Raw genomic sequence first — 16,717 nt, 5'->3', positions numbered from 1 at the left:
GAACGTCCTCTCACAGGACCGTGAACGTGGCCCTCACCTTCTCGTACGTCTTCACGGCCTGCGCCTCGATGTCGGGGCGGTACCACGTGTTGATCTGGTACGACTTGCCGCCCACCGTGAAGCCGAGCAGCCGGGCGTGCCAGGGTTCGCCCCGCAGGGTGAAGGTGTACTCCCAGACCACCGCCGGGTGCCCGCGGAACGTCGTGCGCTCCAGGCGGATCTTGCGGTAGTCCCTGCCCTGCTGGGCGTTCTGCTCGGACTTCTGCCAGGAGTCCATCAAGTCGTCGCGGGCGAGTGAGGACTTGGCGGCCAGTTCCTGTCTGGCGTCCGGTGCCGTGTAGTGCACCTCCGAACCGGTCTTGACGTCCCGCCGCCACCCCTCGGGCGGCACCCACGCGAAGCCGCCCGCCTCACGCCGGGCACCGGGCGGCAGGCTCTGCGGCCTCGACGTGCCCTCGACCGTGGGCGACGAGGACGCGGTCGAGGAGGGCGACGGGGAGCCCGCCCGGTCGTCCTTCGGTGACCCGAAGTCGCGGGCCAGCACGACCGCCACGACAGCGGCCGCGACGGCGATTCCCACGGCGGCGACGATTCCCGTACGGCGATGCCCGCGCCGGGGGCGGCGGGGGCGGGCCGGGACCGGCGGGCCGGGGAGTTCGCCGGGGGGCATGGTGCTGTACGGCGGTCGGGAGCCGTCGGGCGTGCTTCCGGTTCCGGGGGGCGGGCCGGACGGACCGTACGGGCCGGAGGGCGGCCGACGCTCGGTCACCGCTTCGGAGCGGGAGAGGGAGACGCCGGGGCGGTGTGGGGTGGGTGGGCGTGGCGGCTCTGTCACCGGGGCCGGGGTCGTCGCGCTAGCGGTTGGTGTCGGAGGGCTCGGCTGGGGGATCGCGTCGCGTATGTCGTCCGGTTGGCGGGGATCGGGCGGGGGCGGTATGCGGGAGGCGTCCAGGAACGCCGGGGTGGGCGATTCCGGTGCGTGGGCGGACGCACCTGGTGGTCCGGGCTCGGGTTCGAGGTCGGGCACCGCGGCAGAGACAGGTCCCCGATCCGGCTCTGGATCTGGCTCTAGATCTGGATCTGGTTCCGGTTCCGGTTCCGTCTCCCGCTCCCGCTCCCGCTGCTCCTCAGGCCCCGCACCTCGCCGCGAAACCTCCTCCCCCTCCCCCGCCACCCGCACCGTCGGCGTAGGCGCCGGATACGCCACCGGCCCCAGGGCCGCCTCAAGGTCGTCCAGGCCGGGGCGCAGGGCCGGGTCCTTGTGCAGGAGGGCGGCGAGGGTATCGCGCAACGGGCCTGCGGAGGCGGGGAGTTCGGGCTCCTCGTACAGGACCGCGTGCAGGGTCGCCAGTGTGGTGTCGCGGGAGAAGGGGGAGTGGCCGGCGAGGGCCGCGCTCAGGGTGGCGCCGAGGGACCAGATGTCGGACGGTGGGCCCTGGGGGCGGCCGGAGACGCGTTCGGGGGCCATGTAGTCGGGGGAGCCGACCAGCATGCCCACCATGGTGAGGGCCTTCGCGTCCTGGATCGCCGCGATGCCGAAATCGGTCAGGACCACCCGGCCCCGCCCGCGCGCCGGCTCCGTCTCGACGAGGACGTTGCCCGGCTTGATGTCCCGGTGCAGCACCCCGCGGTCGTGGACCTGGCGCAGCGCGGCCACCAGGCCCATGCCGATCCGGGCCGCCCGGCAGGGGCCCAGCGGGCCCTCCTCGGCCATGATGCGTTCCAGGGATCGGCCGGTCACCAACTCCATGACGATCCACAGGCGTTCGCCCTCGTCGACCACGTCGTAGACCCGTACGACGTTGGGGTGGTCGATCCGTGCCGTCGCTCTCGCCTCGCGCAGGGTGCGTTCACGGCGGGTGCGCGTGTCCTCCGCGTCCAGGCCGTCGATGCGCATTTCCTTGACGGCGACGAGCCGATCGAGCATTTCGTCGACCGCTCGCCACACCCGCCCCATTCCCCCCTGGCCGATACTCTCGACCAGGCGATAACGACCCGTCACCAGTAAACCTGGAACCCCACCGCTCCTGGTGTTCCCCGCATTCCCCATATTGCCCATATTCCCCGGCAATCCACCGCACCCCCCTCGATGCCGCGTCGGACACCAGCCATTGAAACACAATGGTCACACTTCAGGCCGTACCAGCATAGTGCGGAGAAATCTTGTGGTAGCTCTTCAAGTACTGCGAATTCAGGCGCAGGCAAGGGGGGCGAACATGAGTTCTCGTCGTACGACGGCCATCGCGGGATCGCTGGTCGCGACGTCTTTCTCGGCGGTGATGATCCTTTCCTTCACCGCAAGTGCGGACGACCAGGGACCCGGGAGCAGCAAGGGGGGAAAGGTCATGGACGAGGCACCGGCGGGGGTGAAACTCACCACTGAACTGCCCGAGAAAATCTCGGTGGACAACAGTGCGCAGACGACCGACATCACCGCCACGGTCAAGAACGAAGGGACCAAGGACAGCGGAAAGATCCAGCTTTTGGTCGTCGGGTTCGACGGCCTGACGGTCAAGGATGTCGAAGGCTGTTCAGCGATCGAGAAAAGCGGTCTGCCGGAGGGGTCGAACAGTGGTTTCGCCTGCCCCGTCGACAATCTCGCCGCCGGTGAGTCGAAGTCGTACGCCGTCGACGCGACGTACGACCTGAGCAAGACCGGAAAGATCTGCCTGCCGGTGCAGACCGGCGACGGCAAGAAGACGTACTGGCAGCAGGGCCCGGTGCCGTTCGGTACGACGAACCCGTCGCCCGACGCCCCGGCCACCCCGCTGCTGCTCGGCACCGACAACACACCGGTCGCGCCGGGCGCCGACGAGCTGCCCAAGACCGGTCTCGCCCGTGACGTCCTGCCGCTGGGCGCGGCCGGTGCGGCGCTGATCACGGTGGGCGCCGCCGGGCTGTGGTGGTCCCGGCTGCGGCGGCCGAGGCGGCCACAGGAGGGCTGAGCGCCTGGCCGCATGGCCTGACAGTGCGTGTCAGGTCATGCGGCCAGGCTGTGCGGTATGACCAACGAACACGCAGGGCGGTGGACTGGGCATCCCTCGCCTTCGACGGACGGGACGTCGGACTACGGAGTCAGCGGTTGATCAGCTTCCAGGCGGTGGGCAGGGCGCCCATCGCCAGGGCCGCCTTGAGGGCGTCGCCGATCAGGAACGGGGTGAGGCCGGCGGCGATCGCGGCGGAGGCGGACATGCCGGTGGCGAGGGCCAGGTAGGGGACGCCGACGGCGTAGATGACCGCCTCGCCCAGCAGCATCGCGCCCACCGTGCGCAGCGCGGTGCGGTCGGCGCCGCGGCGGGCCAGGGCGCCGACGACGGTGGAGGCGAGGATCATGCCGAGGATGTAGCCGAAGGACGGGGCCGCGGCGCCGGAGGTGCCCTCGGCGAACCACGGCACGCCCGCGATGCCCGCCAGCGCGTACAGCGCGAGCGAGAGGAAGCCGCGGCCGGCGCCGAGGGCCGTGCCGACCAGCAGCACCGCGAGGGTCTGGCCGGTCACCGGCACCGGGGAGCCGGGCACGGGCACCGCGATCTGGGCCGCGAGGCCGGTCAGCGCGGCGCCGCCGACGACGAGCGCGAGGTCGCGGACGCGGGAGGCGGGGATCAGGTCGGCGAGGACCAGCCCGGTGCGGGCGGGGGCGGCGGCTGCCGTGCTCATGGGGACTCCGCGGATCGGTGAGGGCAGATGGGGACGCGTTGACGCTATCCCAGGGGGTTCCGCCCGATCACCGTCAGTAGTCGACAAAGGGGGTGGCTCGCGCTTCGTACGCTCCACACAAAGACTGCGGGTTACACCGAGTGCGTGGTGACACCGGTCACGGAGGCGGGGAGGCCTGACTCACGTCGAATCACGCGGTCACTGAGCGTACGCGCAGCGTCCGGATAGTGGACATCCACCCCCTCTGAGCGGAGAGGGCGCTCAGACTGTGGGCGTTTTGCCCATCTCACGCATTGGACGAGCCGCGCCCATGCCCAGCACCACCACGGAGGAGACGCCCCCGCAGACGGGCGACGTCCCCCTCTCCCACGGCCTCAAACAGCGCCACCTGTCGATGATCGCCCTCGGCGGCGTCATCGGTGCCGGACTCTTCGTCGGATCCAAGGCCGGTATCGCCGCCGCCGGTCCCTCGATCGTCATCGCGTACATCCTCTCCGGCCTCCTGGTGATGCTGGTGATGCGGATGCTCGGCGAGATGTCGGCCGCCCACCCGTCGTCGGGCTCCTTCTCCGCACACGCCGAGCGGGCGATCGGCCCGTGGGCGGGATTCACCGCCGGCTGGTCCTTCTGGGTGCTGCTGTGCACGGCCGTCGGCCTGGAGGGCATCGGCGCCGCGAAGATCGTCACGACCTGGCTGCCGCACACCCCCGAGTGGGCGTGGGTGGCGCTGTTCATGGTCGTCTTCTGCGGCGCGAACCTGGCCGCCGTGAAGAACTTCGGCGAGTTCGAGTTCTGGTTCGCGGCCCTGAAGGTCGGCGCGATCAGCCTGTTCCTCGTCCTGGGCGGGCTGGCCATCGCGGGCGTCCTGCCCGGCACGGACGCGCCGGGCACCGCGAACCTGACCGGCGAAGGGGGCTTCCTCCCCAACGGCAGCGAGGGCCTGATCATCGGCCTGCTCGCCTCGGTCTTCGCCTACGGCGGCATGGAGACGGTCACCATCGCGGCGGCCGAGTCGGAGAACCCGGTCAGTGGCGTGGCGAGCGCGGTGCGCACGGCCATGTGGCGCATCGCCCTCTTCTACGTCGGCTCGATGGCGGTCGTCGTCACCCTCGTCCCCTGGGACTCCCCGGAGATCGTGGACAAGGGCCCGTACGTCGCCGCCCTCGACCACCTGGGCATCCCCGGCGCCGGCCAGCTGATGAACGTGGTCGTGCTGGTGGCCCTGCTCTCCGCCATGAACGCCAACATCTACGGCTCCTCGCGCATCGCCTACTCCCTCGTCCAGCGCGGGCAGGGGCCGGCGGCGCTGGGCCGGGTGTCGGGCGGGGTGCCGCGGATCGCCGTCCTGGCGTCGTCGGTGTTCGGCTTCGTGTGCGTGGTGCTGAGCTACTGGCGGCCGGACGACGTCTTCCCCTGGCTGCTGAACATGATCGGCGCGGTCATCCTCGTCGTCTGGTTCTTCATCGCCGTCTCCCAGCTGCGGCTGCGGCGCCGGCTGGAGCGGGAGGCGCCGGAGAAGCTGGTCGTGCGGATGTGGGCGTTCCCGGTGCTGACCTGGGTGGCGCTGGCGGGCATGGCGGCGATCTTCGTGCTGATGGCCCGGGAGCCGGACACCCGGGTGCAGCTGTACTCGACGGGAGGGATGACCGTGTTCCTGGCGGTGGTCGGGTACGCGTGGCAGAAGGCCCGCGCCAAGGCCTGACGCCCCTGCTCGGGGCCGTCCAACGGCACGAAAGCCCCCGCGTGATCCACGCGGGGGCTTTTTGCTGTTAGCTTGTTGTTGCAAGCTACTTGCAATAAGAGCTCTGAGGGGACCCTTCATGCCCGTCTACACACTCCCGGAACTGCCCTACGACTACTCCGCGCTCGCGCCCGTGATCAGCCCCGAGATCATCGAGCTGCACCACGACAAGCACCACGCGGCGTACGTGAAGGGCGCCAACGACACGCTGGAGCAGCTAGCGGAGGCCCGGGACAAGGAGCAGTGGGGCTCGATCAACGGCCTGGAGAAGAACCTCGCCTTTCATCTGTCCGGGCACATCCTGCACAGCATCTACTGGCACAACATGACCGGTGAGGGCGGCGGCGAGCCGCTCGCCGCCGACGGTGTGGGCGAGCTGGCGGACGCGATCACCGAGTCCTTCGGGTCGTTCGCGGGCTTCAAGGCCCAGTTGTCCAAGGCGTCCGCGACCACGCAGGGTTCGGGCTGGGGCGTGCTGGCGCACGAGCCGTTGAGCGGGCGGCTGATCGTCGAGCAGGTCTACGACCACCAGGGCAACGTCGGCCAGGGCGCCACCCCGATCCTGGTCTTCGACGCCTGGGAGCACGCCTTCTACCTGCAGTACCGCAACCAGAAGGTCGACTTCATCGAGGCGATGTGGCAGGTCGTCAACTGGCAGGACGTGGCGCGGCGTTACGAGGCCGCCAGGTCCCGCGCGGACGTGCTGCTGCTGGCGCCCTGAGGAACCCCCGAGCGTCCTGCCTCGTGATCGTCTTCTCACCCTTCACGAACGGCAGGCGGAATGAAGGAGGCCCCCGCGAGGACGTGACTCGCGGGGGCCTCTCATATCGCCACTCATACGGCTACGGCTTGCGGCCCAGTCCGCCGTGCTGGCCGATCGGCCGGGGCTCCTCGTCGGAGGGCTCGGGGCGCCACAGCGGGACGGAGACGATGCCGGGTTCGACCAGTTCGAGGCCCTCGAAGTACGCCTCGATCTTGTCGACCGGGCGCAGGAAGTACGGGACGGCGCCGGTCTCGTTGTAGGCGTCCTGGGCGTTCTCGTAGTCCGGGTCGGTGCCGCGGGAGCCCTCGTTGAGGGAGAGGTAGCTCCCCGACGGCAGGCCGGCGAGCAGGCGGCGGACCAGGTCGCGGGCCTGGTCGTAGTCGGCGACATGGCCGAGGATGCCGCTGAGGATCAGGGCCGTGGGGCGGGAGAGGTCGAGGGTGCGGGAGGCCGCCTCCAGGATCTTCTCCGGCTCGTACAGGCTCATGTCCTCGTATGCCGTCTCGCCCTCCGGGGTGGAGGTGAGCAGGGCGCGGGCGTGGGCCAGGACCAGCGGGTCGTTGTCGACGTAGACGATCTTCGACTCGGGTGCGATGCGCTGGGCGACCTCATGGGTGTTGTCGACGGTCGGCAGGCCCGTGCCGACGTCGAGGAACTGGCGGACGCCCGCCTCCGACACCAGGTACCGGATGCTGCGGCCCAGGAAGGCGCGGCTGCTGCGCGCGATGGTGACGATGCCGGGGAAGACGGCGGTGTAGGCGTCGCCCGCCGCCTCGTCCACGGGGTAGTTGTCCTTGCCGCCCAGCCAGTAGTTCCAGATCCTGGCCGAGTGCGGTACCGAGGTGTCGATCTCCGTCATGCGCCCATGGTGCTACGCCGGGTCGGGCTCGCAGGGCACATTGAGGGAGAGAAGTGCGGCGGATCCGTCGGATTTTACGAGGAGTTCGCTGATCGCGGCGTTCCGCAACCGGGGGAACACTCTGCGGTACTCCCCGACCGGGATCGACAGCAGGGTGCACAGCACCAGACGGAAGAGCGTGTTGTGGGCGACCACGAGGACGCGCTCGCCGGGGTGGGCGGCGGCGATACGGCGCAGGGCGGCGGCACCGCGCCCGGCGGCCGCGGCGGGGTCCTCGGCCCCCGGGAACGGGTGCGCCACCGGGTCCGCGCGGAACGCCCGCGCGGCCTTCGGGTCCTCGGCCTCGAACTCCGCGAGCGTACGGCCCTCCAGCACACCGAAGTCGCATTCGCGCAGGTCGGGTTCGAGGTGCGGGGTGAGGCCGAGGGCACGGCAGGCCGGTTCGGCGGTGACGACGGCCCGGGACACGGGGGACGTCCAGATCGCGTCGACCGGGTGGGCGGCGGCCCAGCGGCCGAGGGCCTCGGCCTGGGCACGGCCGGTGCCGGTGAGGGGCACGTCGCTGATCCCGGCGTAGCGGTTCTCGGCGTGCCAGACGGTCTGGCCGTGGCGGGCGAGGAGGAGGGTTGTGCCGGTGGTCATAGGGCGTGGTCCTTGAGGGCGTTGGTCTGCTGCCCGGCGTAGGGGTTGCCGTGGGTGGGGACGCTCGCCCGCGCTGGCGGGGTGCCGCCTCTCTTCGGGACGGGTGCCGCCCCAGGCGGCACGAATGCCCGCGGCTGGGCCGACGGCGCCGCAACGCCCCTAGGGGCGCGGGGCTGTGCCATATGCGGCTCCGCCGCGTGGGCGCGACCAGCCCCATACCACCCGCAGCCGCCATCGAACCCAAGGCCCCGAGCTCGTGGGCTGGGTGTGTTCATGAAGCAGAAGTATCCATGTCCAGGCGGGCAAGCGCGTGCGCCGCGACCGGGGGCGGGAGCCAGCCCCTCGTCGTCAGCTCGTCGACCAGGCGGGCGTAGGGCTCGGCGAAGCGGGCGGTGCGGTCGGGGCGGGGGGTGACTGTCGTGCCGATGCGGACCATGGCCTCGGCGGCTTCCGGCAGATGGGATACGGCCCCGGTGCCGTACGCCGCCAGCGCGGCCATCCCCAGGGCCGGTTCCGGCTGCCGCGGTACGCGGGCCGGGCGGCCCAGGATGTCGGCGCGCAGTTGGTTCCAGTACGGACTGCGGGCGCCGCCGCCGGTGAAGGTGAGGGGGCCGTCGAGGGGGGCGCCGAGATGGTGCAGGTAGTCCAGGCAGAGGCGTTCGGTGAAGGCGACGCCTTGGAGGAGGGCGGCCCACAGGTCGGCGTCGGACTCCGGTTCACCGAGGACGATCGCGGAGGCCTCCGGGGCCAGGAACGGAAAGCGCTCACCCGGAGACACGAGGGGGTACGTGATCGCGCCGGCCGGCTCGTGGGCGGCGGCCAGCTCGTCCATGGCGGCCGGGTCGGCGCCCGCGAACGCCGCCGTGAGCACGCCCGCGCCCACGCTGGAGGCGCCGCCGGGCAGCCAACCGCCGTCCGGCGCACGGTGGTTGTAGACCACGCCGGCCGGGTCCCGGACGGGGCCGGTGGCCGCGCCCTTGAGGACGAGGGTCGTGCCGAGCACCGAGTTCCAGGCGCCGGGGCGCAGGGCGGCGGAGGCGATCTGGGCCGCGCAGCCGTCGGTCATGCCGGCGACGACGGGGGTGCCGGCGGGGATGCCGGTGGCGTCGGCGGCGGTCGCGGAGACCTCGCCGAGGAGGGTGCCGGGGCGGACGACGTCCGGGATCCCGGTGTCGGGCAGGCCCAGCCGGGGCAGCATGGCCGGCCAGGCGTCCTGCTCCAGGTCGTAGCCGGTCTTCAGGGCGTGGCTGGAGTCGGCCGGGGGCAGCTCGCCGGTGAGGAGGGAGACGACCAGGTCCGGCTGGTGGGTGATCCGGCCGGGCCCGTAGTTCTCGGTCAGCCACATCACCTTCGGCAGCGCCCAGGTGTCCTGCACCCCGAGCCCCGCCATCCGCGCCCGCGCGCCCTCCGCCGTCGCGCGCCCGTCGTCGTACATCAGCGCGGGGCTCATCGGCCGCCCCGCGCCGTCCGTCAGCAGCACGGTCCCGGACGTCCCGCACACCGAGAGCCCGCCGACCCGCACCCCTCTCAAGGAGCCGAGCGCGGCCCGGGACGCCGTGCACAGACCGTCCCACCACTCCCCCGGCTCCTGCTCGTGCCGCACCCCGTCCCGCCGTCCGCCGAGCGGCGCCGAGCCGCTGCCGAGGACGGTGCCGTCCCCGGTGACCAGCAGGACCCGGACGCTCTGGGTGCCCAGGTCGATCCCCAGCCAGGCGTCACGCTCGTCAGCCATCCGGACCTCCCGCACATTCCGATCCGTGAACTTCTCACTCTGCACTGAGATTTTCCGTCGCGCGAGGGATTGACGCTCAACTTCCGCCGTTCCACCCTCTGTTAACGAGTCGACTCGCCGTGTTAACCGAGCACCCGGATGGCCGAACCCCACGTGGAGGTCACGGATGGACACGCACGCGCACGACCGCCGACGCTTCCTGGCGCTGAGCGCCGCCCTGGCCGCCACGCCCTTCCTGACCGCCTGCGGTGCCGGATTCGGCGGTGACGACGACAAGAGCGACGGCTCGGCGGCGGACGACGTCACCGGCTCCTTCGACTGGAAGCGCGAGAAGGGCACGACCGTCAAGGCGCTGCTGAACAAGCACCCGTACACGGACGCGCTGGTCGCCGACCTGAAGTCGTTCACCGAGAAGACCGGCATCGAGGTCGAGTACGACGTCTTCCCCGAGGACAACTACTTCGACAAGCTCACCGTGGATCTGTCGAGCGGGCGGGCCTCGTACGACGTCTTCATGCTCGGGGCGTACATGGTGTGGCAGTACGGGCCACCGGGCTGGCTGGAGGACCTCGGCCCCTGGATGCGCAACGCCTCCGCCACCGGTGCCGAATGGGACCAGGCCGACTTCTTCCCGAACCTCCTCCAGGCCGACCAGTGGTCCCTGAAGGCGGGCGCGCCGCTCGGACAGGGCGGGCAGTACGCGCTGCCGTGGGGCTGGGAGACCAACGTCGTCGCCTACAACACGGACGTCTTCAGCAAGCTCGGCCTCAAGCCCGCCGAGACCTTCGACGAGCTGCGTGAGATCGCCGGCACGATCAAGCGGAAGGCGCCGGGCGCGGGCTTCGACGGCATGTACGGGATCGCCGTACGGGGCTCGCGGAGCTGGGCGACGATCCACCCGGGCTTCATGACCATGTACGCCCGCAACGGGCTGCGCGACTTCACAGTCGAGGGCGGGAAGCTCACACCCGCCATGAACACCCCGGAGGCGATCGCCTTCACCGAGGACTGGGCCGGCATGGTCAGGCAGGGCGGGCCGCCGTCCTGGACGTCGTACACCTGGTACCAGTGCTCCAGCGACCTCGGTGCGAAGAAGGCCGGGATGCTGTTCGACGCGGACACGGCGGCCTACTTCCAGGCGGTGGAGGGGGCCAGTCCCGCCTCGGGGAAGATCGCCTTCCATCCCGGGCCGAAGGGCCCGGACGGGTCTCTCGCCACCAACATGTGGATCTGGTCGCTCGGCATGAACGCCAAGAGCAAGAAGAAGAGCGCCAGTTGGCTGTTCCTGCAGTGGGCCACCGGCAAGGAGCACCTGCTCAAGGGCGCCGTCACCCACAACCACATCGACCCGGTGCGCAAGTCCGTCGCCGACGCCGCCGCCTACAAGAACAAGATGAAGAACCTGCCCGGCTTCATCGAGACCTTCGAGACCGTCGTCGACCAGACGAAGATCCAGTTCACCCCGCAGGCCCAGTTCTTCGACGCGACCACGAGCTGGGCCGCCGCCCTCCAGGAGATCTACGGCGGCAAGGGCGCCGAGTCGGTGCTCGACGGGCTGGCGGGCGATCTCGCCGACAAGGTGGGCTAGCGCGATGGGATGGCGGCTCGCCCTTCGCCCGTACCTCCTGATCGTCCCCGCCCTGCTGCTGACCTGCGGAATCCTCTACCCCTTCGGGCTCGGCCTCTACTACACGCTGTTCGACTTCTCGGCGAGCAAGCCGCAGCCGGACATGGTGCGGTTCGAGAACTACGAGACCGTCTTCACGCAGGAGGCGTTCTGGAACTCGGCGTGGGTGACGGTGCTGTACGCGGTCGGGGCGGCCGCCGTGGAGACCGTGCTGGGCGTGGCCGTGGCCCTGCTGCTGCACCGGTCGACGCTCGTCGGGCGGGTGCTGGAGAAGATCCTGATCCTGCCGCTGATGATCGCACCGGTGATCGCGGCGATCATCTGGAAGCTGATGCTCCAGCCGTCGGTCGGGGTCGTGAACCACCTGCTCAGACCCTTCGGGCTGGGCGGGGTCCAGTGGACGGACACCCCGACCGGCGCACTGCTGTCGTCCATCGCCGTGGACGTGTGGGTGTACACGCCGTTCGTCGCGATCCTGGCGCTCGCCGGGCTGCGCTCGCTGCCGACGTCCCCCTTCGAGGCTGCGGCCGTCGACGGGGCGGGCTGGTGGTACACCTTCCGGCGGCTGACGCTGCCGATGCTGTGGCCGTACGTCCTGGTCGCGGTGATCTTCCGGTTCATGGACTCGCTGAAGGTGTTCGACATCATCTACGCCCTGACGGAGGGCGGTCCGGGCGACTCGACCGTCGTGCTCCAGATCCGGGCCTATCTGGAGGCGATCCGCTTTCAGCGGTACTCGTTCGGCATCAGCTACACGATCGTGCTGTGGGCGGTGGTGTATCTCGCCGCGATGGTGCTGGTGAAGCACCTGGGCAAGATCCAGCGGAAGGCCGCGGAGGTGAAATGACCGTCAGAAAGCGCCTGTTGGGATGGCTGGCCGACGCCGCCCTCATCCTCTACTTCGTCTTCGCGCTGTTCCCGATCGCCTGGATGGTGATCCTGTCCCTGAAGCCGACGAACGAGCTGTTCTCCACCTACTTCTCCTTCTCTCCCACCCTCGACGGCTACCGCACGGTCCTCGGCGACAGCGAGGGCATCCCGTTCGTGCGGTTCTTCGTCAACAGCCTGGTGGTGTCGCTGGGCGCGGTGGCGCTGTCGCTGGTCGTCGGTCTTCCGGCGGCGTACGCCTCGGCCCGCTGGCGGTTCAAGGGCTCGGAGAACCTGATGTTCACGCTGCTGTCGTTCCGGTTCGCGCCCGAACTCACCGTGATCATCCCGCTGTTCGTGCTGTACCAGAAGCTGGGACTGTTCGACACGTACGTCGGCATGGTGTGGGTGCTCCAGCTCGTCACCCTGCCGCTGATCGTGTGGATCATGCGGTCCTACTTCGCCGATCTGACCCCCGAACTGGAGCAGGCGGCGCTGCTGGACGGCTACACCCGCAAGCAGGCGTTCGTGAAGGTGGCCCTGCCGCTGGTGAAGCCGGGGGTCGCGGCCGTGTCCCTGCTGGCCTTCATCTTCGCCTGGAACAACTTCGTCTTCCCGCTGATCCTGACCTCCAACGAGGCCCAGACCGTGACCGTGGGTGCCCTGTCCTTCCTCGGCGGCGACCGGCCCAAGTACAACCTCACGGCCGCCGCCGCGCTGGTCTCCGTCGTACCGCCGCTGCTGCTGGCCCTCACCATCCAGCGGTATCTGGTGCGGGGCCTGTCGTTCGGGGCGGTGAAGTCATGATCCGGCTGTCGGGCGTCCGCAAGACGTACGGCAAGGTCACCGCACTGGACGACCTGGAACTGGACGTCCGCGAGGGCGAGTTCTTCTGTCTGCTCGGCCCTTCGGGCGCCGGCAAGACCACGACCCTGAAGACCGTCGCCGGGCTTGAGACCCCCGACGCCGGCACGGTCGAGCTCGACGGCCGGGACATGCGGGGCGTCGAGCCGTACGACCGCGGCGTGGCGATGTGCTTCGAGAGCTACGCCCTCTACCCGCACAGGTCGGCCTACGACAACCTGGCCTCGCCGCTGCGCTCCCCACGCCACCGCCTCCCCGCCGCGCGGGCCCGGGAGCGGATCGGCGAGATCGCCGAGCTCCTCGGCATCTCGGCCCTGCTGGACCGCCCGGTCGGCCGGCTCTCCAACGGCCAGCGCCAGCGCGTCGCCCTGGGCCGCGTCCTGGTCCGCCCGGCCCGGGCCTTCCTCCTCGACGAGCCCCTGTCCCACCTGGACGCCAAGCTGCGCCAGCAGATGCGGGCGGAGCTGAAGGCGATCGGGGCCGTACAGCGCACCACGACCCTCTACGTCACCCATGACTCCGTGGAGGCACTGGCGCTGGGCGACCGGATCGGCGTCATCCGGGACGGGCGGATCGTGCAGACGGGGACGCGGGAGGAGATCTGGTACCGGCCCCGGGACACGGAGGTCGCGCGGGCCTTCGGCCGCCCCCGGATCAATCTGCTGCCGGGCGTCGTCGCGGCCGACGGGGGCTTTGCGTCGGCGGACGGCAAGGTCGAGCTGCCGACACCGGCCCCGGCGGCCCCCGGCACTCAGGTGCTGATCGGTGTCCGCCCGCGCGATCTCACCCTCGGCGAGGGCCCCGGCCACGAGCTGTCCGGCACCGTCTACGTCACGGAGGTGCTCGGCCGGTCCGTGGAGGTCACCGTCCGGCTGGGCGAGCAGCATGTGTCGCTGGTCGCCCCGCGCGGCGAGGCGGCGGGGCTGCGGCCCGACGATCCGGTACGCCTGTCGGTCCGGCCTGAGAACCTGCTGCTGTTCGAGGCCGACCGGCCGGAGCGTCCAGGACGAAGGATCGGACCATGAACCGGGGATTGACCAACGCACCACAGCAGGGCCCCGCCGCCCGCCAGGCCGCCATGGCCGAGCAGGTCCTCGCCGACGGCTCGGCGACGGCCGCCGAGCTGGCCGAGCGGTTCGGGGTGAGCCTGATGACCATCCACCGGGACCTGGACGAGCTCGAACGGCAGGGCATCGTCAGGAAGTTCCGGGGTGGCGTGACCGCACAGCCCTCCGGTGTCTTCGAGTCCAACGTCCAGTACCGGCTGAAGACCATGCGCGCCGAGAAGGCCGCCGTCGCCGACCGCGCGCTGAAGCTGATCGAGCCCGGCATGGCCATCATGCTGGACGACTCCACCTCCACCCTGGAGATAGCCCGCAGACTGCGCCTCGGCGAGATAACCCCCCTCACGGTCGTCACCAACTTCCTGGAGGCCATCAACCTCCTCTCCGACCAGCGCGGCATCCATCTGATGGCCCTCGGCGGCGACTACGACCCGCTGCACTCCTCCTTCCTCGGCGTGTCCTGCGTCGAGGCGATCGAGCAGCTGCGCGTGGACGTGTGCTTCGCGTCGACGTCGGCCGTGCACGGGGGTTACGCCTACCACCAGGAGCAGCACATCGTGTCGGTGAAGCGGGCCATGCTCGACGTGGCCGCCCGCAACATCCTGCTGATCGACCACACCAAGCTCGCCCGGGTCGCCCTGCACCGGGTGGTCCCCCTCTCCCACTTCGACCTGCTCCTCGTGGACGACGGGGCGTCGGCGGAGGCGCTGCGGGACCTGGACGAGCACAAGGTCCGTTACGAAGTCTGCGCGACGAAGGGCAGCGATGACCGAGCTGGAGCTACGTGATCTGCGCAAGACCTTCTCGGCGCGGGGCCGCCCGTCGGTGGACGCCGTCCGCGGCATCGACCTGACCCTGCGCTCCGGCGAACTGCTCGGCCTGCTCGGCCCGTCGGGCTGCGGGAAGTCCACCACCCTGCGGATGATCGCCGGGCTGGAGACGGTGACCGGCGGGGACATCCTGGTCGGCGGCTCGTCGGTGATCTCCCGCCCGGCCCAGCGGCGCAACATCGGGGTCGCCTTCGAGAACTACGCCCTCTACCCGCCGCTGACGGTGGCGGAGAACCTGGCGTTCGGCCTCAAGGCGCGTAAGAAGGCCGACCGGGGAGACGTCGACCGCAAGGTCAAGGACATCGCCGAACGCGTCGACCTCACCGCCATCCTCGACGCCCGCCCGGCGGGCCTGTCCAGCGGCCAGAAGCAGCGCGTGTCCCTGGCCCGCGCCCTGATCCGCGAACCGGACGTGCTCCTCCTCGACGAGCCGCTGTCCCACCTGGACGCCGCCCAGCGCGACACCACCCGCCGCGAACTCAAACGCATCCAGCGCGACCTGGGCCACACCACCATCCTGGTCACCCACGACCAGGAGGAGGCCCTCTCCCTCGCCGACCGGATCGCCGTGATGAAGGACGGCGTGATCCAGCAGCTCGGCACCCCGTACGAGATCTACGACAGCCCCGCCAACGTCTTCGTCGCGGACTTCGTGGGCGAACCGGCCGTCAACCTCCTCCCCGGCACCGTGACGGACGACGGCCACGCCCGCCTGTCCGAGACGGCGCGGATCGCCCTCCCCGTGCGGGTGCCGGCCGGCCGCGAGGTGATCGTCGGCATCCGCCCGGAGGACGTGCACCTCACCGGCGACGACGGCCTGCCCGCCAGGGTCGTCGCCCACGAGCCCCTGCTGGAGGCCGGCATCGCCACCCTCGCCCTCGACGGCGTCGAAAGCCCCCTCGTCGTCCTCACCGACCCCGAGGTCCGCCTCGCCCACGACGACCGCGTCCGGGTCACCCCCGACCCCGACCTCACCCATGTCTTCGACGCCGAGACGGGAGACTCCCTGCGATGACCAACGGGAACCGTGTGCGTGTGGTGGCCGCCGGCGACCACTTCGTCCTGCCGTCGCTCATCAAGGAGGCGCTCGCCCACGAACTCACCGGCGACGTCGTCGAGTTGCGGCTCGGCTGGCCCCTTGTCCCCTTCGGCCCCGTCGCCGAGGTGACGGAGGCGAGCGACGCCGAGGACGAGCTGATCGAGGCGCTCGCGGGCGCACAGGTGCTGGTCACCCAGATGGGCCCGGTGACGGAACGCGTCCTCGACGCCTGCCCCGACCTGCGGCTGGTCGTCGTCTGCCGGGGCGGACCCGTGAACGTCAACCTCGACGCGGCCAAGCGACACGACGTGCGGGTGTGCTACGCCCCCGGCCGCAACGCCGCCGCCACCGCCGAGTTCACCGTGGGCCTGATGCTGGCGGCGCTGCGCCGGATCCCGCAGGCCCATGACCTCCTGGCCCGGCAGGGCAGTTGGGAGGGCGCCACCTACTACACCTACGAGCACAGCGGCCTGGAGCTGGAGGACCTGCCGGTGGGGCTGGTCGGCTACGGGGCGGTGGGCAGCCGGGTCGCCCGCGTGCTGTGCGCCTTCGGGGCGCGGGTGATGGTCTACGACCCGTACGTGCAGGGCGAGATCCACGGCCTGCGGATCCACGCCCTCGACGAACTCCTCGGCCAGTCACGTGTGATCACGCTCCATGCCCGCCTGACCACCGAGACCCGGGGCCTGATCGGCGCCCGTGAACTGGCGCTGCTGCCGCGCGGCTCGGTGGTCGTGAACGCGGCGCGCGGTCCGCTGCTGGACGAGGACGCCCTGTGCACCGCGCTGGAGACCGGGCACCTCTCGGCGGCGGCCCTGGACACCTACGTACAGGAGCCGCTGCCCGCGCGCTCCCGCCTGCACGCCCTCGCCGACCGCGTGGTCCTGACCCCGCATCTGGGCGGAGCGTCCCGCGAGGTGGCGCGGAAGGCGGCGGCGATCGCGGCGGCGGAGGTGGGCCGCTGGGCACGGGGCGAGCCGCTGGCACACGCCCTGACCTGAGACGCGGACAGCAGTGCACAGCCGGCCAAGC

15 protein-coding genes are annotated in these 16,717 nt (G+C 70.8%); 10 read left to right on the top strand and 5 right to left on the bottom strand.

Translation table 11 applies throughout. From position 1 onward, the window contains the following. Positions 1-10 precede the first annotated feature (10 nt). Positions 11-1,957, bottom strand: coding sequence for a serine/threonine-protein kinase (locus tag IM697_RS08010; protein WP_265582741.1), 1,947 nt, complete (start codon positions 1,955-1,957; stop codon positions 11-13). A 259-nt stretch (positions 1,958-2,216) separates the two neighbouring features. Between IM697_RS08010 and IM697_RS08005 the strand changes: the two genes are divergently transcribed. Then, entirely contained in the window at positions 2,217-2,945 is a 729-nt protein-coding gene (locus IM697_RS08005; RefSeq protein WP_194046032.1) for a hypothetical protein, read from the top strand. Between the two features lie 130 nt (positions 2,946-3,075). Here the strand turns inward: IM697_RS08005 and IM697_RS08000 are convergent, their stop codons facing one another. Next, positions 3,076-3,657, bottom strand: a complete 582-nt coding sequence (locus IM697_RS08000; protein ID WP_194046030.1) for a biotin transporter BioY — start codon at positions 3,655-3,657, stop codon at positions 3,076-3,078. A 310-nt stretch (positions 3,658-3,967) separates the two neighbouring features. Between IM697_RS08000 and IM697_RS07995 the strand changes: the two genes are divergently transcribed. Next, on the top strand, positions 3,968-5,359 hold the full coding sequence (locus IM697_RS07995) for an amino acid permease (RefSeq protein ID WP_194046028.1): 1,392 nt from the start codon (positions 3,968-3,970) through the stop codon (positions 5,357-5,359). A gap of 118 nt (positions 5,360-5,477) precedes the next feature. After that, complete coding sequence (locus tag IM697_RS07990) at positions 5,478-6,119, top strand: superoxide dismutase (protein WP_194046026.1); 642 nt, start codon at positions 5,478-5,480, stop codon at positions 6,117-6,119. Positions 6,120-6,240: 121 nt separating this feature from the next. Here IM697_RS07990 and IM697_RS07985 read toward each other — a convergent pair whose 3' ends face one another. From IM697_RS07985 to IM697_RS07975, 3 genes are all read right to left on the bottom strand, one after another. Next, complete coding sequence (locus IM697_RS07985; protein WP_194046024.1) at positions 6,241-7,020, bottom strand: SAM-dependent methyltransferase; 780 nt, start codon at positions 7,018-7,020, stop codon at positions 6,241-6,243. Between the two features lie 12 nt (positions 7,021-7,032). Next, positions 7,033-7,662 carry a histidine phosphatase family protein gene (locus IM697_RS07980; protein WP_194046022.1) on the bottom strand — a complete coding sequence of 210 codons (630 nt, stop codon included), beginning with the start codon at positions 7,660-7,662 and terminating at the stop codon, positions 7,033-7,035. Positions 7,663-7,933: 271 nt separating this feature from the next. Continuing rightward, positions 7,934-9,394: an FGGY-family carbohydrate kinase gene (locus tag IM697_RS07975; protein WP_194046020.1), complete on the bottom strand. Its 1,461-nt coding sequence runs from the start codon at positions 9,392-9,394 to the stop codon at positions 7,934-7,936. A gap of 166 nt (positions 9,395-9,560) precedes the next feature. On the opposite strand from IM697_RS07975, the gene IM697_RS07970 reads away from it, so the two are divergent. The 7 genes from IM697_RS07970 to IM697_RS07940 are packed head-to-tail and all read left to right on the top strand — an operon-like array spanning position 9,561 to position 16,686. Beyond that, on the top strand, positions 9,561-10,982 hold the full coding sequence (locus IM697_RS07970; protein WP_194046018.1) for an ABC transporter substrate-binding protein: 1,422 nt from the start codon (positions 9,561-9,563) through the stop codon (positions 10,980-10,982). Between the two features lie 4 nt (positions 10,983-10,986). After that, a complete protein-coding gene (locus IM697_RS07965) occupies positions 10,987-11,868 on the top strand; it encodes a carbohydrate ABC transporter permease (protein ID WP_194046016.1) in 882 nt (293 codons plus the stop codon). Then, a complete protein-coding gene (locus IM697_RS07960; protein ID WP_194046014.1) occupies positions 11,865-12,695 on the top strand; it encodes a carbohydrate ABC transporter permease in 831 nt (276 codons plus the stop codon). The genes IM697_RS07965 and IM697_RS07960 overlap by 4 nt, the downstream gene beginning before the upstream one ends. Continuing rightward, a complete protein-coding gene (locus IM697_RS07955) occupies positions 12,692-13,777 on the top strand; it encodes an ABC transporter ATP-binding protein (RefSeq protein WP_194046012.1) in 1,086 nt (361 codons plus the stop codon). Before IM697_RS07960 ends, IM697_RS07955 begins: the two co-directional genes overlap by 4 nt. Next, a complete protein-coding gene (locus tag IM697_RS07950; protein ID WP_194046010.1) occupies positions 13,774-14,604 on the top strand; it encodes a DeoR/GlpR family DNA-binding transcription regulator in 831 nt (276 codons plus the stop codon). Before IM697_RS07955 ends, IM697_RS07950 begins: the two co-directional genes overlap by 4 nt. Next, positions 14,582-15,661, top strand: coding sequence for an ABC transporter ATP-binding protein (locus IM697_RS07945; RefSeq protein ID WP_194046008.1), 1,080 nt, complete (start codon positions 14,582-14,584; stop codon positions 15,659-15,661). Before IM697_RS07950 ends, IM697_RS07945 begins: the two co-directional genes overlap by 23 nt. Then, a complete protein-coding gene (locus tag IM697_RS07940) occupies positions 15,658-16,686 on the top strand; it encodes a 2-hydroxyacid dehydrogenase (protein ID WP_194046006.1) in 1,029 nt (342 codons plus the stop codon). Before IM697_RS07945 ends, IM697_RS07940 begins: the two co-directional genes overlap by 4 nt. Positions 16,687-16,717: the final 31 nt, after the last annotated feature.

The organism is Streptomyces ferrugineus, assembly GCF_015160855.1.
Lineage (GTDB): Bacteria > Actinomycetota > Actinomycetes > Streptomycetales > Streptomycetaceae > Streptomyces > Streptomyces ferrugineus.
The sequence above is the reverse complement of the archived record's forward strand: the minus strand, read 5'-3'. Positions and strand labels throughout refer to the sequence as shown.

Bases quoted from the DNA above. Each gene is read 5' to 3' on its own strand.
- IM697_RS08010 (WP_265582741.1), bottom strand. From the start codon at position 1,957: ATGGGGCGGGTGTGGCGAGCGGTCGACGAAATGCTCGATCGGCTCGTC.
- IM697_RS08005 (WP_194046032.1), top strand. From the start codon at position 2,217: ATGAGTTCTCGTCGTACGACGGCCATCGCGGGATCGCTGGTCGCGACG.
- IM697_RS08000 (WP_194046030.1), bottom strand. From the start codon at position 3,657: ATGAGCACGGCAGCCGCCGCCCCCGCCCGCACCGGGCTGGTCCTCGCC.
- IM697_RS07995 (WP_194046028.1), top strand. From the start codon at position 3,968: ATGCCCAGCACCACCACGGAGGAGACGCCCCCGCAGACGGGCGACGTC.
- IM697_RS07990 (WP_194046026.1), top strand. From the start codon at position 5,478: ATGCCCGTCTACACACTCCCGGAACTGCCCTACGACTACTCCGCGCTC.
- IM697_RS07985 (WP_194046024.1), bottom strand. From the start codon at position 7,020: ATGACGGAGATCGACACCTCGGTACCGCACTCGGCCAGGATCTGGAAC.
- IM697_RS07980 (WP_194046022.1), bottom strand. From the start codon at position 7,662: ATGACCACCGGCACAACCCTCCTCCTCGCCCGCCACGGCCAGACCGTC.
- IM697_RS07975 (WP_194046020.1), bottom strand. From the start codon at position 9,394: ATGGCTGACGAGCGTGACGCCTGGCTGGGGATCGACCTGGGCACCCAG.
- IM697_RS07970 (WP_194046018.1), top strand. From the start codon at position 9,561: ATGGACACGCACGCGCACGACCGCCGACGCTTCCTGGCGCTGAGCGCC.
- IM697_RS07965 (WP_194046016.1), top strand. From the start codon at position 10,987: ATGGGATGGCGGCTCGCCCTTCGCCCGTACCTCCTGATCGTCCCCGCC.
- IM697_RS07960 (WP_194046014.1), top strand. From the start codon at position 11,865: ATGACCGTCAGAAAGCGCCTGTTGGGATGGCTGGCCGACGCCGCCCTC.
- IM697_RS07955 (WP_194046012.1), top strand. From the start codon at position 12,692: ATGATCCGGCTGTCGGGCGTCCGCAAGACGTACGGCAAGGTCACCGCA.
- IM697_RS07950 (WP_194046010.1), top strand. From the start codon at position 13,774: ATGAACCGGGGATTGACCAACGCACCACAGCAGGGCCCCGCCGCCCGC.
- IM697_RS07945 (WP_194046008.1), top strand. From the start codon at position 14,582: ATGACCGAGCTGGAGCTACGTGATCTGCGCAAGACCTTCTCGGCGCGG.
- IM697_RS07940 (WP_194046006.1), top strand. From the start codon at position 15,658: ATGACCAACGGGAACCGTGTGCGTGTGGTGGCCGCCGGCGACCACTTC.